The sequence below is a fragment of the Rhizorhapis suberifaciens genome, from assembly GCF_014200045.1.
Lineage (GTDB): Bacteria > Pseudomonadota > Alphaproteobacteria > Sphingomonadales > Sphingomonadaceae > Rhizorhapis > Rhizorhapis suberifaciens.
The window spans coordinates 182,545-197,400 of sequence record NZ_JACHOV010000003.1; the positions used below are offsets into that span (position 1 = coordinate 182,545).

The following is a 14,856-nucleotide window of genomic DNA, read 5'->3' on the forward strand; positions in this document are numbered from 1 at the left end:
GGCTGAGTAACGGAGTCCAACTTTTGACGCAGGTCGCCACACAGCGAGATTGACATTCCTGCGGGTTCGTTTTAATTCCTGTTGCATCGCAGCAACGACGCTGCGACCATCATGAAATTAACGGCCGCCGGAACCTGCGGCATTCTCAATCGACAGCAACGGCGCTGTCGGGGGCCTTCGGCCTCCTTCTTCAGCCATGTTGTCGGGAGTGAATGTACGTGCGGAAGCTGGCCTTCCAGTTTGAATATCCTTCGAAGCAGGGGCTGCCGCCTCTGTCAGCGGCTGACCAGCGCAATCATCAGCATGACAAACAGAAGCAACGAGAAAGCTTGCCAGAAACGCAGCGGATTACGCTCGTAAAGCGAACGAGGCTTCGGCGTGCCGATGGCGCGGGTGCCTCCGTCCTCCAGTGCCACCAGCAGTTCCATCACATCGCCGAATCGCTCTTGCGGATCGACCGCAATGGCCCGCAAAAGCGCCGCTTCGAGCCAAGCGGGCATGTCCGGGCGATGCCGCGAAGGGGGAACCGGCTTGCCGAATTTGGGGCGGCTGAAAGGCTCCACCTCGCCATAGGGATAGCGGCCGGTGAACATGCGATAGAGCGTGACGCCCAGTGCGAACTGGTCGGTCGCCTCGCTTCCCAGCTCTCCATCGTAAAGTTCGGGCGCCATATAGCTCGGGGTGCCGGGAATCTCGCGGGCGACAAATTCCTCCAACTTGGGAAGGCGGGCAACGCCAAGGTCGATCAGCCGCAGTCCTTCGTCCTCGGTCAGAATGACATTTTCCGGTTTGATGTCGCGGTGAACGATATTGAGTCGATGAAGAGCAGCGACACCCCGCGTCAGCCGCGCTGCGATACTGACTCCGGCGGCGATGGTCAGTGGATGGCTGAGGCGACGTTCCAGCGTTTCGCCGGCATAAAAGGGCATGGCGACATACAGGCGACTTTGCCGTTCGCGAGGTACATCGATAACTTCCGCGACGAACGGGCTATGGACACGCGCACCGACGATTGCCTCGCGAGTGAAGGCAAGGCGAGCGCCCCTTTCGGAAAGAACAGCCGGTTTTGGAAATTTCAGGACCAGTTCGGATCCTTCCCGACCGTCGCGGGCAAGGAAAAGTCGAGCATAGCGGCCTTCGCCCAGCAGGCTTTCCAGGCGGTAACCATCGACGCTTTCGCCAATGTGCGGAGGAGGCGGAATCGGCAGGCCCTCTGCCACCGAACTGATCGTCACTTGGTCCGGGGCGGGCAACGACACAATGTCGATCAGCACGGCTGTCGCATTGTCCTGGCTTCCCGCCGCCAGCGCTGCCTGGACAATGGCGTCGGCATCCGCTTCGGCGGAACCGCGTCGTTCCAGAAGCGCGGCAAGCGCCTTGTCGCTGAGGCTGCCGTGAATGCCATCGCTGGTGATCAGAATACGATCATGTTCGGCCAGCGGCTGGCTGCGTTCGTCGAGGCGAAGATGCGGTTCGATCCCTATGGCTCGAAACAGCACATGGCGCAGGTCGGGCTGCGGCAGGACATGGTCATCGGTCAGAAGCGTGAGCGTTCCGTCCCGGTAATGCCAGGCGCGACTATCCCCCGCATGCAGGATATGAGCTCGCCGCCCGCGAAGGATAACGGCGGTGAATGTCGTGGCCGCTCCCTGCAGGCGCGGATCCGTCTGACCCTGGGCGTTAAGCCAGCGGTTGAAACCGTCAATGACTCGACAGGCAGCCTTGGTGACGCCGATCGTGTCGGGCTGGCAATAATAGCCGTCGATGAGCGATCGGACCGCAAGTTCCGACGCGACGCGTCCGCCTTTCGCCCCGCCAACGCCATCCGCCACGGCGGCAACAATGCCGTGATTCACCCGCTCAAGCGGCGTTCCAAGATAGACGGCGGCGAAGTCCTGATTGTCGGGGCGTTTGCCCCGTTCGCTAACTATTCCCGTCGCAATTGTCAGGCTTCCGCTCGGAACCATTTGAATCCTACCCTTTCCCCAAGCGCTGAAACAGGCGCCTCGCACATGCGCGCGAGGGGACACAAACTTGCCTTAGCCCGTCAACCCCTGGCTAGATACATCGCCAGCAACCCCATGGAAAAAGCATGAAGAGCAACAGTTTCTGGGAAGCCGGTCACCGGCCCACCCTTATCGCCGCATTCCTTTATTTCGACTTGGCCTTCATGGTTTGGGTTCTGCTTGGCCCTCTCGCACCGGACATTGCCAAGGAGCTTGGTTTGGGACCTGCCCAAAAAGGTCTGATGGTGGCGGTGCCGACACTGGCAGGAGCGATCCTGCGGCTGGTCAATGGCCTGCTCGTCGATCGTATCGGGCCCAAAATGACGGGCGCGATTGGACAGGTGATCGTGATGGTGGGCCTGTTCATTGCATGGTTCATGGGCGTCGATACTTTCACAGGAACCCTGGCTCTTGGCGTTATCCTTGGCTTTGCGGGGGCGAGCTTCGCGGTCGCCTTGCCGCTGGCGTCGCGCTGGTATCCGCCACAGCATCAAGGCAAGGCGATGGGCATTGCCGGCATGGGCAACTCCGGCACCGTTCTGGCCGCCCTTTTCGCGCCCGGCTTGGCCAAACTCTTCGGCTGGAACGCGGTTCTGGGTCTTGCCTGCATCCCGCTGGCTATCGTTTTCGCCATCTACATGGTCTTTGCCAAGGATTCGCCAGACCAGCCGCCCGCCAAGCCCCTGAACGCTTATCTCGATCCGCTGAAGGATGTGGATGCCTGGTGGTTCATGCTTTTCTATGGCGTTACCTTTGGCGGCTTCTCCGGCCTCACTGCTTCGCTCAGCATCTATTTCACCGATCAGTTCCACGTGTCGACCATCGTTGCTGGCTATTTCACAGCCGGTTGCGTGTTCGCAGGATCGCTGGTCCGTCCGATGGGTGGCGCGTTCGCTGATCGTTTCGGTGGCATCAAGACGCTTACGCTGGTTTATACGGTAGCGGCGGCCGCGATGGTTGCGATCAGCACTGGCCCATCGACCATCCCGCTTGCCCTGTCCCTTTTCGTTCTCGCCATGCTGGCGTTGGGCGTGGGCAATGGCGCGGTGTTCCAACTGGTGCCGCAGCGTTTCCGAAACGAAATTGGCGTTATGACCGGCCTTGTAGGCTTCGCTGGCGGTGTTGGCGGCTTCTATCTCGCCTCTTCGCTTGGTTTTGCCAAGCAGCTGACCGGCAGCCCGCAGCTTGGCTTCTTGATCTTCGCCGGATTGGCGCTCATTGCGCTGCTCGGCCTCACCTCGGTCAAGACGCGCTGGCGGACGACCTGGGGCGCCGCGATCCAGAACGTACGCATTTGATATTCGGACTACAGGGATTTTAAGGAAGACCGACATGAGCATAATCGCCCGCGAACATCTTGTGGTTATCGGCAACGGCATGGCCGGATGCCGGGCCGTCGAGGAGATCCTCGCCCGCGATCCCAACCGCTATCGCATCACCATTTTCGGTGCGGAGCCAAGGGTCAATTACAACCGGATCATGCTCTCGCCGGTACTGGCCGGAGAGAAGAGCTTTGAAGAGATCATCATCAATGATGAGGCCTGGTATAGCAGCAACGGGATTGAACTGATTTCAGGCGATCCGGTTACGGCTATCGACAAGGGCAAAAAGCTCGCCATCGCGCGCTCGGGCAAGGCCGTCGAATATGACAAGCTACTGATCGCGACGGGCTCCGATCCCTTCATCATTCCGGTTCCGGGCAAGGACTTGCCGGGCGTCGTGACCTTCCGGGATCTTGACGATGTCGACAAGATGCTCGCGGCGGCCAACCAGGGCGGCAATGCAGTGGTCATCGGCGGTGGCCTTTTGGGACTGGAAGCGGCGCATGGCCTGTCGCTCAGAGGTATGAAAGTCACCGTCATCCACTTGATGCCGACCCTGATGGAACGGCAATTGGATGAAGCGGCTGGATGGCTGCTGAAGCATGAACTCGAATCGCGTGGGCAGGATATCCTGACGCAGGCCGACACCCAGGAAATTTACGGCAATGGCAAGGTCGAGGGCGTCCGGTTGAAAGACGGCCGGGAAATCCCAGCGGATATCGTCGTGATGGCTGTTGGCATTCGGCCCAGCACCACGCTTGCCAAGGAAGCGGGCGTGGCCGTTGGACGTGGCATTCATGTCGACGACCACATGGTCACCTCCGACGCGGACATATTGGCGGTGGGCGAATGCGTGGAGCATCGTGGGGCTTGCTATGGCCTGGTGGCCCCCCTGTGGGAAATGTGCCGGTCACTTGCTGATGGTCTGGTCGCATCGCCCAGCGGCTATGAAGGCTCGGTCACGTCCACCAAACTCAAGGTGTCGGGCATCGACGTCTTTTCAGCCGGAGACTTTTCAGGCGGCGAGGGGTGCGAGGACATCGTCCTGCGCGACGCTTCTCGCGGCGTGTACAAGCGCGTCGTCGTCAAGGAGGACAAGATCGTCGGCGCTGTGCTCTATGGCGACACTGCGGACGGCAATTGGTATTTCGATCTTTTGAAGCGTCAGGAGGATATTTCCGAGGTTCGCGACGCGCTTATTTTCGGCCAAGCCTTCGCCTCTGGAGGGGGCGCGTCCGCAAACCCTAATGCCGCCGTTGCCGCCCTTTCCGCCGACGCGGAAATTTGCGGCTGCAACGGCGTTTCCAAGGGCACGGTGGTCGCGGCGATCGAAAACGGATCCTGCACGCTCGATGCGATCCGTGCCTGCACCAAGGCGTCGGCAAGCTGCGGATCCTGCACGGGCTTGGTCGAAGGCCTGCTGGCCATCACCATGGGTGACGACTATGCCGGCGAACGCGCCGAAAAGACCGTCTGCAAATGCACCAGCTTCACCCATGAGGATGTCCGCCGCCTGATCAAGGAAAAGGAACTGAAGGACATTCCGGAGGTGATGCAGGCGTTGCACTGGTCCACCCCCGATGGCTGCTCCTCCTGCCGCCCGGCGCTCAACTACTATCTGCTATGCGCCTGGCCGGAAAGCCATGAGGAAGATCCTCAGAGCCGTTTCGTCAACGAACGGATGCACGCCAACATCCAGAAGGATGGCACCTATTCGGTCGTCCCCCGCATGTGGGGCGGCGTCACCACTCCGCAGGAATTGCGTGCGATTGCCGACGCGGCCGAAAAATACAACGCCCGCATGGTGAAGGTCACCGGCGGCCAGCGGCTGGACCTGTTCGGTATCAAGAAGGAGGACCTGCCTTCTATCTGGGCCGACCTCAATGCCGCCGGCATGGTATCCGGCCATGCCTATGGCAAGGCGTTGCGCACGGTGAAGACTTGTGTCGGATCCGAATGGTGTCGCTTCGGCACTCAGGATTCGACGGGTCTCGGCGTGAAGGCGGAGAAGATGACCTGGGGCAGCTGGATGCCTCACAAGTTCAAGATCGCCGTGTCTGGTTGCCCCCGCAATTGCGCCGAAGCAACGATCAAGGACTTTGGCGTGATCTGCGTCGACAGCGGATATGAGCTGCATATCGGTGGCAATGGCGGTATCCATTTGCGCGGCACCGACTTGCTCTGCAAGGTAGAAACCGAACAGCAAGCGCTCGATTATTGTGCGGCGTTTATCCAGCTCTATCGTGAGGAAGCCCGCTATCTGGACCGGACCGCTCCATGGGTGGAGCGGGTCGGCCTCGATTATGTGAAGAAAAGGATCGTCGAGGATGAAGTCGGCCGAGAAGCACTGGCGGCCCGCTTCCACTACGCTCAAAGCTTCTTGCAGAAGGACCCTTGGGCAGAGCGGGCAAGCGGCGCAGAAAAGGAACTGCACCAGCATATCGCCGAGATCCGGCCGTTCGCGGTGGCCATCGCGGGAGGTCGCTGAACCATGCAGGCTGAATGGCTCGACATCGGTCCGGTGGACCAGTTACCGGCTTTGGGCGCACGCACATTGCTCGTGCAGGGAGGCGAACAGATCGCAATCTTCCGCACAGCCAATGGCGGCGTTCACGCGCTGGTGGACAAATGCCCGCACAAGGACGGCCCTCTCAGTCAGGGGATAGTCCATGACACCAGTGTCACTTGTCCGCTGCATAATTGGCGCATCTCACTCATAACCGGCGAGGCGCTGGGCGAAGACAAGGGCTGCACACCCATCATTCCGGTAAAGGTAGATGCGGGCCGTATCCTTATCAGCCGGGCCGAAGCGCTGAGAGGGATGGGCTGACCTTTTCGCCTGATCGGCATTTCTGCGGAAACGAGCACGATCCTATTGGCTCGAAACCAAAGGAGCAATCGTATCTCTGTTTCCGCGGAAATGATAATTAAGGCGGCTCACCAGTGGCTTATCCAATTAATGGTAATGAAACTCTAATAATGAAGTTTCATAGTTTGGATTAGCGGTCCAATGGTCGCTCGCCGCCTATCGGCGCGTCGTCATCTATGTTTTTAGTTCTCTCTTGTTCAAATGAGCGAAGCTTTGGTAAGACGTCATCTACCACGGAATTCGCGCGGAGAGGAAGACCATCAAAATCCAAAACCCCACGAGCTGCTTAATTCCGTTAACTATGAGGTGAAGCTGATGGCAGGCGGTGAACGAGCAGCGTTCCGGAAACTGCCCCATCAACCTGCCCCGGAGGTGACATGTATTCGATCACCGTTGATTTAGAAAGAAAACTCCTCTTCGTGATCGCCAAGGATTTTTGGCCACACCCGACGACATGGAGCGGTACGATCGCGACATAAGAACGCAGGTCCGCATATTAAAAGCGAGCGTACAAGATTTTGACCTTCTACTTGATGCTCGCGAGGCATTTACATTGCCGCAAGCACTGACGAGCACGGTCCAGGACGGATTGAGATGGCTGGTCGACAACGGAATGCGGCGAGCAGCTTTTCTGGTTGCTAGCACCCTGATGAAGATGCAGCTTGATCGCCTGGCGAATAACCCAGCCATCGCCTGTTTCGAGAGTGAGGAGGAGGCCCTGGCCTGGCTGGCAAGCTGAAAGTCCGGGCTACATTCCTGATATCATAGGATTCAGGTCAGCGTTTCCTTTTCCAAAAGTCAACCGATGAATTTCGTTAAGGGATTGATATATAATCCTAAATGGTCGAATCTTCTGGTATTCTTAGGAAGAAGATCGGATTATTTTATAGCGACAAAAAGAAGCGATTGGAAAGAAGGTCGACTGCACAGTCCCCTTCCCACATCGTCGCTGGGCCTTGAGCGGCCCGTTCGCGCCTGAGGAGAGATGCCCACCCAAGTACGGGGCGGCCTGTTGCGCCGCTTTTGATATCCGAAAATACTGGGGGTAATAGGAAGCTGATACTCCACCCTTGGGGGGCGGAGACGACACATGGCCAATCCATTCAATGCCGATAAGGGATATCCGGTATCGCTCCAATGCGCTGCCGAGGCGGTTTTCGGACCCAATGAAAAACTGAGACGCTTGCTGCAGCAGTCGCATCCCGAGCCGAAGGAAAATAGACAAAGCAACGCGGCAGATGACTGGAGGTCCGTTGACAAAAAACTTCAGCCAAAGACGAGCGGCGGCAAGCCAAGGGACTGGTGAAGGCCTGTGCTATTGCCTTAGCCCTACCCTTCAAGTGAGGGTCAGTTAACTGACAGACGCGCAGGTATGGTGCCGCGATGTAGGCGTGTGTCGGTTCCCTGTAATTGGAAAATCTGGGCAGGTTTTCAAAAGAAGGGCAGTGCAAATTTCATCAAGACGTTGCTTTCACTTCACCGGAACGCGCTTTCGCGAAGATCGTCGAGATAGTCGCGAACCGTCCTTTCAAGTTCGGACGGCGTATGTCCGGTCGCGCTCATCTGTCGGCGCTTTTTCCAGCGCGGCTTCTTTTCCCGGGCGTGGAGCCAAGGAAAGGGGACGTCAGGGCAAGGGACGTGTAGAAAATCACACAGCGGTATCCATCCATCGCTCGCGTTGAAGACCAGAAGGCGCTCGTTCGGGACATCTTCTATGACCGAACGGTTCCAGCTATTGAAATAATCGACCATAAACGCCCGGTCGGCGATTTGGTCGCCGAAATCCTTGCGCAGAAAATCGCTGATCCCCAAACCCGGTTCGCCCAGCAATGTGCCGTTCCGCTCTGCCGGAAAAATCGTCGCGTTTACCGATTCAAACCAACTGTCCGCATCGCGTACCGTCAATATGATCTTCGCTTCTGGGTAGCGTACCATCAATTCCCGCCAGAACAGGCAGCCTGGATAATCCACTACCGCACCATAGCCTGCGAAGATTCGCTCCCAATCCGGGGCTCCCTGGACCGCATCATTCCACAGAGGAAGCGAAACGCGGACCGTGGCGGCAATTTCCATCGCATGGTAACATGGCCCGAAACCTAAATGCTCCAGCGCGAGCTTTAGCGATAAGGTACCGGTTCGGCCCAGTCCGGCGCCAATCACCTGCAGGACCATCATGAATATCCTTTATCCTGTTGATTTCGACGCGCGCTCAGTCAGTCGCGCCAATCCTTCCGATATTCGGAGATCACTGTCCTGCTGGTGGAAACAAGCGCTTCCAACTGCCAGTTGCTCCACCGCGCATGCAGCGCCAGCCCTGCCGAACGCGCCAGAAGGTCCAATTCATTCGGCCAGACATAGCGGATTCTATGATGATACACTTTCGGGCGCTCGCCGATCACCATGATGCGCTGTTCGAGTGATTGTGCGATCAGGTCGCCCTTTGCCCCCATGAGCATCACCGACGGCGCACCGTCTAGGCCGGGGGGAAGATCTGACATGCGGTTGAGCCGAAAGTCCGCACTGAAAATCACCTCGTTGGGGATTATCGTCTGCACAACAAACGAGCCGTCCTTGGCCATTCGGTCCCCAACATTGGCGAACAGACGGAGCTGATCCTCCTGTGTCAGAAGATATTCAAAAGACCCGACGATAAAAACAAGACCAAACGGACCTTGGAAAGGGACGTCCACCATGTTCCCCTTGATCAGCGACAGCTTCTCAGCTCCGGGCTTCCCCCTGAGACGCTCGAGCATTGCCTCGGAAAGGTCGACACCCGAAACGTCCAGCCCTCGCGCCGACAGCGGCAGCGCGATCCGTCCTGTCCCAACCGCCAGTTCGAGCACCTGTCGGCCATCTGCAATACGCGCCAACGCATCGACACATGGCGCGATGACGCCTTCCGGCCAGTGTTCCTGCCAGGAATCATAGAACGCCGAATAGGAATCATAATGATTGGCTGAGTAATTCGTCATGAACGCCTCCTTTTGGCCCCAGCAATGTCAGCACGGGGCGTGAGAATCATGCGTATTCCGAGCGGACGCAGAACCAGGGCTGGAAAAGGTCGGACATCGTTGCCCTGGACCTCGCGCAGCGCAAACCGGCCAAGTAGGCAGGTCAGGATCGCCACCATGTTGATCATGGCGAAATGCTCACCGATGCATCGGCGAGCACCTCCCCCAAAGGGAAAGAAGGCGTAGCGTGGCAACCGCCGCTCCAGCGTCCCGTCCAGCCACCGATCTGCCTCATATTGGTCGGGCGTATCGAAATGTCGGGCGTCGCGATGATTGACCCAAGGGCTAATCATCAATGCGGCCCCTTCTGGCAGATCGAAGCCCCCCAATTGGGTATCTTTGGCTACGATCCGGCCGGTCAGCCACGCCGGCGGGAACAGTCGTAACGCTTCCTTCACTGCGGCGCGGGTCTGAGCCATCCCTGCCAGACCTGCAGCCGACATTAGATCCGCCTTGTTTGCGCCATCGATTTCGGCAACGACGCGGTCGAGGGTGCCGGAATGACCCGCCAGCAGATACAAGGTCCACGCAAGGGCATCGGCCATCGGTTCCAGCCCGGATAGGATCATTGCCGCGAACTCGTCATGCAGCCAGTCGCTTGGCTCGGCCTGACCTTCCGTCACCTTGCTCAGCAGCCAGTCATCGTCCTCGGAAGAGGATCGCGTCCGGGCAACTATTGTGTCGATTACGCCTCTAGCCCCCTTCCGGGCCGCAGCCAATCGCGCCTCCGTGCGATCAAATGGCCACAGCCGACAGCGTTTCTGATCCCGTGTTTTGTGAATGATTGCGTCGGCAAGGGCGATGATCAACGATCTCTCGTCTTCGTTGAACCTAGTCCCCAAAAGATACTGGCAGCCTGCATCAAGACAAAGCGGCTGCAGACGACGCCGTATATCACACGGCCCAGGGTTACTACGCCACTGGTCGAGGTGACGTTCTGCAACGGCGAACGTTTCCGTTACCCGGCGATCAACCTGACGGCGATGAAAGGCGGGCTGCAGAAACTGTCGTTTTCGATACCAGTCCTCGCCGGAGCTATTCATGACGGACGCAGGAAAACTGACCATTTGCGAGCTTGGGTTTGCCGGCAGCGATTTAACGAATCTGTTGTCCTTGTCATGAAAAACGGCTTCGACAAGATCAGGGTCGATTACCAGATACACATTGTCATCGACCTGGACTAACGGGTTGCCCACTTCACGACAATTTGAGAGAAAGTTAAGCGGGTTATTGCGAAAGCGCGCTACGTTACTGAAGAATAAGCGTCTTTTCGGCCCCCGAATTTCAGCCTTTGCAACTCCAGTTCGACCCATCAAAAATCTTTTCAATTATTAGGGTGATTACAAATTTGCTGTTTACATTAACAGAACAAATAGAATTACATATCATGTCCAGGGCAAAGAGAAAAACCCCCTGCCCTGGGGGAAAAATTAATATGTGTAGATAAAGCGAAGTTTGCTGCGTGGCGAACGCTTGGACAGGATAGTGAATATAGATGCGATCTTTTTCATAAATATCTCCCAATATGACACAATAAATGTGTCTGTTGCATACTACTTACCAGAATGCTTACCTAATAGCTCCACGCGATATATAGAGTTATTTGTAAGATAATCCGATATGGACATGAATTTCATTGTAATTTATAATGAGTTCTAAATGCGCGCATCGATCATAGACTTAATACTCGGCAGATCCGTCTGTTGGACACGATGGCTGACGAGACCGAAGATCAGAAAGGAACAGGCGGAGGCGGTGAAAACGCTGTAGTTGAGTGGGAATTTCGACCCGAGAAACAGCGCCATCGAAAGGGCAAAAACGAGGAGTAGTAATCCGCTCGCCAGGGACGCCCATTTAAGCTGCGTACCAACAATCAGCAGGATGCCCAAGGCAAGCTCGGAAATAGTCACCGACCACGCGATAAAGGGCACGAAGCTGTTGGGGGCATAAGGAACCAGGGCCGCGGTGGCGGCATAAAAGCCGGACATACTTCCCCAATCAACACCGGGTCCCGAGCTCCCCCAGATTCCCAAGCGGTCCGCGCAGGCCGACAAATAGGCCGAGGCGAGTGCCAGGCGCGCAAAGATTTCATAACCAACAAGGGGACGGGACACTGGACTGCTCCTTTTTTTGTTTGCAATTCAACCGCGGGCGCGGGACGCGAGAGACCTTGCTTCGACGCGGGTCAGTAAGGCTGGATCTAATTTCTTTATTTCAGTTCGGCCAAGGCGGCCGGAGCGTGTGACAAGGGAATAAGCGAAAAAGTCCGGATCGTTGGCGGCGATCGACAGCGGCGGCTCTTCAAACCAGCGCATCGACCGCGCACTCGCGGCATGCAATTTGGCGCTGTCCGCCTTGCATGCGTGTTCATAGGCTTTAAGAGCCCGCTGATCGAAGCCATCCATTGCCGCAACCCTGGTCGCGAGTTCACGGGCATCACCAATGGCGATCCGCGTGCCTGACCCAATGGAAAAATGCGTCCCATGCGCGGCGTTGCCCAACAGGACCGTCTTACCCGCAACCCAGGATGCACAAGCAATGTCGGCGAAGCGGGTCCAAGCAGCGGCTGAGCGCTGCGCGTCGCCGGCAAGCAGTGGATGTCCATTCAAGCTGCGAGCGAAGATCCTCTCGCAGATCGCAACAGTCTCCGCGATGTCCATCCGGTCAAAGCCGAGCCCCCTATAAGTTGCTTCCGGGCATTCAATCACGAACGTGGTGAAAGCAGCGCCGAAGAGATAGCTGTGAGCCCAAATTGGTCCTGCCCTGGTAGTTTCGAATATAAAACGGAAGGTTTTCGCGATCGCCCCTGGAACCCCGAGCCAAATATATTGATTTGACGCCTCTTTGACGCTGACCCCGAAACCATCCGCGTCAGCATCGCGAATCTTTGAGCGCGAGCCGTCGGCGGCAATGACAATATCTGCATCGGCGGACCAATCTCCTTGGGGGTCAACCGTTGTCTGATATTTGATATTCATGCCTAAATCTTCGGCACGAGCTTGGAGGATGGAAATCATATCGACGCGGGCCAGCGACAAGAACTTATGGCCGTGCACTACTGTTACGACGCCGTCGACCTCGACGGATATGTCCCCCCAAGCGATTGCTCGTTCGCGAATTTGCCCACCAGAGGACGGGTCGTCACTTTCAAGGCGGGAAAGGACGCCTTCGCTGAGCACGAGACCCCAGCCTTGAGATTCTCGCGCCCGTGCACGCTCCAGGATTGATATATCCAGATCGGGCCGCTCGCATTTGGCGCGAATGGCGAAGCAGAGGGCTGCTGGTCCGGCACCGACGCAGACGATCTTCATCGAACGACTCTCCATTTAAGTGCGAGCGATAGGGGGGCTGATGCACCACTTCTGGAAGAGAGATCAGTTGACCGCCCCCCGCGGCTCAGCGGCGCCCGAAGGCCAGCCGTTTGGTGTTGACGAGATGTCGCCAGCTAATCGGTTCGGTCGAACTATTGCCGCCCCAGGTTCCGGACCCTTGCATGAAGGAGATCGGAATATCGGCACTCTCGCCCAGCATGCCGTGGGTGGCAGACGTGTTGGTAAGAATACGGCCAACAGGCATGATCCTGGCGTATCGATCGATTTCGGCAAGATCCGTGCTGTGGATGACGGCCGTATGACCAGCGCCTTCCTTCAACAAGAGTTCGGCGGATAGATCGATCCCGTCATTAGGCCCGGCGACCGACAGCGTCAGGAGGGGGGCCATTTTTTCACGGGTAAGAAACGGATATGTACCATGCGTCAAAGGCAACACCAGGACCTTGACGCCTTCGCCGGAGATGCCCGCCTGCGCCGCAAGCGTTGGGCCGTCGACGCCGATCAATTCGCGTTTCAGGCTACCTTTTTCAACGTCAAACAAGGCTGGGACCACCGTTTCGACCTCGCTCGGTGTGATGACACGAGCGCCGGCCTTACCCAGCGCCTCGACGAAAGCCTCGCGCACTGCGGGATGGACGACGATATTGCTCTCCGACCCGCAGACAATGCCATTGTCATAAGACTTGCCGCGCACGATATCGCGCGCCGCTCGGTCAAGATCGGCGCTTTTTGCGATATAGGCTGGGACGTTCCCCGGTCCGACGCCAAACGCGGGTTTGCCCGAGCTATAGGCTTCACGAACGAGCTGAGAGCCTCCGGTCGCCAGGATCATCTGAACCCCTTCATGACGCATCAGATGATGAGTCTTTTCGCGGCTTGGTGCGGTGCAGCTCTGCACAAGCCCGCCGGGCAGCCCTTCTTTGGCAAGAACGCCCTGGATCGTGGCAACGACTTCATCACCGAGCATGGCGGCGCCCCGTGGATAGCTGACGATCAGCGCATTGCGGGTCTTTAGGCATAGGAGCGCTTTGAACAAGGAATTAGGGACCGGATTAGTCAATGGGGAAACGGCGAAGACAACCCCTATTGGGGCCGCATATTCGATGCTCGATTGACCTTCGCCGATGCGGCCAATGGTCCGCGCGCCGTAGAGCCCTTGCATGACTTCGTTCAGCACCAGACCAAGCTTGTGGGTTTTGTCGGTGAGATTACCGATCCTGGTGGCGGCTAGCTCTCGCTCGGCCCAACGTTGCTGGTCCCGGCGGAATGTCTCGACCAGAGCGACCGCGACCGCGTCCAAGCGCCTATCGTCGAGTTCGACGATGCTCCGCTGTGCGTTCGTGGCCAGGCAGACCAGCCGATCAATCTCCTGCATTGCCTCCGAAGCGTCGGCGGCGGGATTCGTTTTGGACTGAGGCTGCTCAAATGCTCCGGCGCGGTCAGAATTTGCTGTTAATGCCATGCCAAACTCCCGATTATATCAGATTGGGGATGCTCTTGACCGGATGCTCCCGGCAGACGTTTTCACCACGCGATACTTTTGCGCATGGCGAAGAACTTTCCATTCTGGCTACGGTCGGCCTGGACGGCGAGCCAAACCGCGGTATCGGCGCCCTCAGCAGGACTAAATGGAGCGCTGGTGGAATTGATCTCATCGTCAAGATCGGTGCGGCACCAGCCGGGACTGCAGACACTGACAGCAATCCCCTCCTCCTGAAGCTCCTTGGCGAATGCGAGAGAAAGCATGTTCAGCGCGGCCTTTGAGGCGCGATACGTCGGCGCAAGAACGGCAGCGTAGCGGCTTTCAGGGTCCGACGCCTGAGCCATTGCACCCAGATCGCTGGAGACATTGACGATCCGCGCATCTTGGGAACGCCTCAACAGGGGCAAAAATGCCTGAATAGTCCTCATTGGGCCAACGACATTAGTCGCAAGCTGCGCCTCGAATGCGGCGACCGTGGCTTCCGAAGGCTGCCGCAGCGACTCTCGCATGATGCCGGCATTGTTGATGAGGACGTCCAGGCGATCGACCCGCTGTTCCAAATCCTCAGCCGCAGCCCGGACCGAATGATCGTCGGTCACATCGATCAGGAGAGCCTGGGCGTGTAATCCCGCGTCTTTCAATTGGTCGGTTGCAGCTGTCGCATTTTCCATGCTGCGCGCGCCGACAATGACGTCATGGCCCTGTTCGGCAATCTTGCAAGCAATCTCGAAGCCAATACCACGATTGGCGCCTGTAATGAGACAGACTTTCCTCATTTGGTTTCTCCATTCATGATTGGCGCGGCGACAGCGTCGACTTTTCAACCGCCTTCA

12 protein-coding genes are annotated in these 14,856 nt (G+C 57.6%); 4 read left to right on the forward strand and 8 right to left on the reverse strand.

Translation table 11 applies throughout. The features are described 5' to 3' along the window. Positions 1-275: 275 nt before the first annotated feature. A complete protein-coding gene (locus HNQ99_RS05085; protein WP_184474554.1) occupies positions 276-1,967 on the reverse strand; it encodes a bifunctional protein-serine/threonine kinase/phosphatase in 1,692 nt (563 codons plus the stop codon). 125 nt (positions 1,968-2,092) lie between these two features. Between HNQ99_RS05085 and HNQ99_RS05090 the strand changes: the two genes are divergently transcribed. The 4 genes from HNQ99_RS05090 to HNQ99_RS05105 all read left to right on the forward strand — a co-directional run bounded on the left by HNQ99_RS05090 (position 2,093) and on the right by HNQ99_RS05105 (position 6,936). Next, positions 2,093-3,304, forward strand: coding sequence for a nitrate/nitrite transporter (locus HNQ99_RS05090; RefSeq protein ID WP_184474555.1), 1,212 nt, complete (start codon positions 2,093-2,095; stop codon positions 3,302-3,304). 34 nt (positions 3,305-3,338) lie between these two features. Beyond that, a complete protein-coding gene (gene nirB / locus HNQ99_RS05095) occupies positions 3,339-5,816 on the forward strand; it encodes a nitrite reductase large subunit NirB (protein WP_184474556.1) in 2,478 nt (825 codons plus the stop codon). A 3-nt stretch (positions 5,817-5,819) separates the two neighbouring features. After that, entirely contained in the window at positions 5,820-6,158 is a 339-nt protein-coding gene (gene nirD, locus HNQ99_RS05100) for a nitrite reductase small subunit NirD (RefSeq protein ID WP_184474557.1), read from the forward strand. Between the two features lie 475 nt (positions 6,159-6,633). Beyond that, positions 6,634-6,936, forward strand: coding sequence for a SpoIIAA family protein (locus HNQ99_RS05105; protein WP_184474558.1), 303 nt, complete (start codon positions 6,634-6,636; stop codon positions 6,934-6,936). Between the two features lie 737 nt (positions 6,937-7,673). Here HNQ99_RS05105 and HNQ99_RS05110 read toward each other — a convergent pair. The 7 genes from HNQ99_RS05110 to HNQ99_RS05140 all read right to left on the reverse strand — a co-directional run bounded on the left by HNQ99_RS05110 (position 7,674) and on the right by HNQ99_RS05140 (position 14,799). Continuing rightward, entirely contained in the window at positions 7,674-8,372 is a 699-nt protein-coding gene (locus HNQ99_RS05110; RefSeq protein WP_221232579.1) for a sulfotransferase family protein, read from the reverse strand. Positions 8,373-8,410: 38 nt separating this feature from the next. Then, positions 8,411-9,169 (reverse strand): class I SAM-dependent DNA methyltransferase, encoded by a 759-nt coding sequence (locus HNQ99_RS05115; RefSeq protein ID WP_184474559.1) that lies wholly within the window; start codon positions 9,167-9,169, stop codon positions 8,411-8,413. Next, a complete protein-coding gene (locus tag HNQ99_RS05120) occupies positions 9,166-10,521 on the reverse strand; it encodes a cytochrome P450 (RefSeq protein ID WP_184474560.1) in 1,356 nt (451 codons plus the stop codon). Before HNQ99_RS05120 ends, HNQ99_RS05115 begins: the two co-directional genes overlap by 4 nt. Before the next feature lie 342 nt (positions 10,522-10,863). Then, the gene (locus HNQ99_RS05125; protein WP_184474561.1) at positions 10,864-11,322 is read right to left on the reverse strand and encodes a MauE/DoxX family redox-associated membrane protein; all 459 of its coding nucleotides are present in this window, start codon (positions 11,320-11,322) and stop codon (positions 10,864-10,866) included. 27 nt (positions 11,323-11,349) lie between these two features. Beyond that, positions 11,350-12,519: an FAD-dependent monooxygenase gene (locus tag HNQ99_RS05130; protein ID WP_184474562.1), complete on the reverse strand. Its 1,170-nt coding sequence runs from the start codon at positions 12,517-12,519 to the stop codon at positions 11,350-11,352. Between the two features lie 85 nt (positions 12,520-12,604). Beyond that, positions 12,605-14,002, reverse strand: a complete 1,398-nt coding sequence (locus HNQ99_RS05135) for an aldehyde dehydrogenase family protein (protein ID WP_184474563.1) — start codon at positions 14,000-14,002, stop codon at positions 12,605-12,607. Between the two features lie 62 nt (positions 14,003-14,064). Beyond that, the gene (locus HNQ99_RS05140) at positions 14,065-14,799 is read right to left on the reverse strand and encodes an SDR family oxidoreductase (RefSeq protein ID WP_184474564.1); all 735 of its coding nucleotides are present in this window, start codon (positions 14,797-14,799) and stop codon (positions 14,065-14,067) included. Positions 14,800-14,856: the final 57 nt, after the last annotated feature.

Coding starts and splice junctions, on each gene's coding strand:
- nirD (WP_184474557.1), top strand. CDS start 5,820: ATGCAGGCTGAATGGCTCGACATCGGTCCGGTGGACCAGTTACCGGCT.
- HNQ99_RS05130 (WP_184474562.1), bottom strand. CDS start 12,519: ATGAAGATCGTCTGCGTCGGTGCCGGACCAGCAGCCCTCTGCTTCGCC.
- HNQ99_RS05140 (WP_184474564.1), bottom strand. CDS start 14,799: ATGAGGAAAGTCTGTCTCATTACAGGCGCCAATCGTGGTATTGGCTTC.
- HNQ99_RS05120 (WP_184474560.1), bottom strand. CDS start 10,521: ATGGGTCGAACTGGAGTTGCAAAGGCTGAAATTCGGGGGCCGAAAAGA.
- HNQ99_RS05135 (WP_184474563.1), bottom strand. CDS start 14,002: ATGGCATTAACAGCAAATTCTGACCGCGCCGGAGCATTTGAGCAGCCT.
- HNQ99_RS05085 (WP_184474554.1), bottom strand. CDS start 1,967: ATGGTTCCGAGCGGAAGCCTGACAATTGCGACGGGAATAGTTAGCGAA.
- HNQ99_RS05110 (WP_221232579.1), bottom strand. CDS start 8,372: ATGATGGTCCTGCAGGTGATTGGCGCCGGACTGGGCCGAACCGGTACC.
- HNQ99_RS05090 (WP_184474555.1), top strand. CDS start 2,093: ATGAAGAGCAACAGTTTCTGGGAAGCCGGTCACCGGCCCACCCTTATC.
- nirB (WP_184474556.1), top strand. CDS start 3,339: ATGAGCATAATCGCCCGCGAACATCTTGTGGTTATCGGCAACGGCATG.
- HNQ99_RS05115 (WP_184474559.1), bottom strand. CDS start 9,169: ATGACGAATTACTCAGCCAATCATTATGATTCCTATTCGGCGTTCTAT.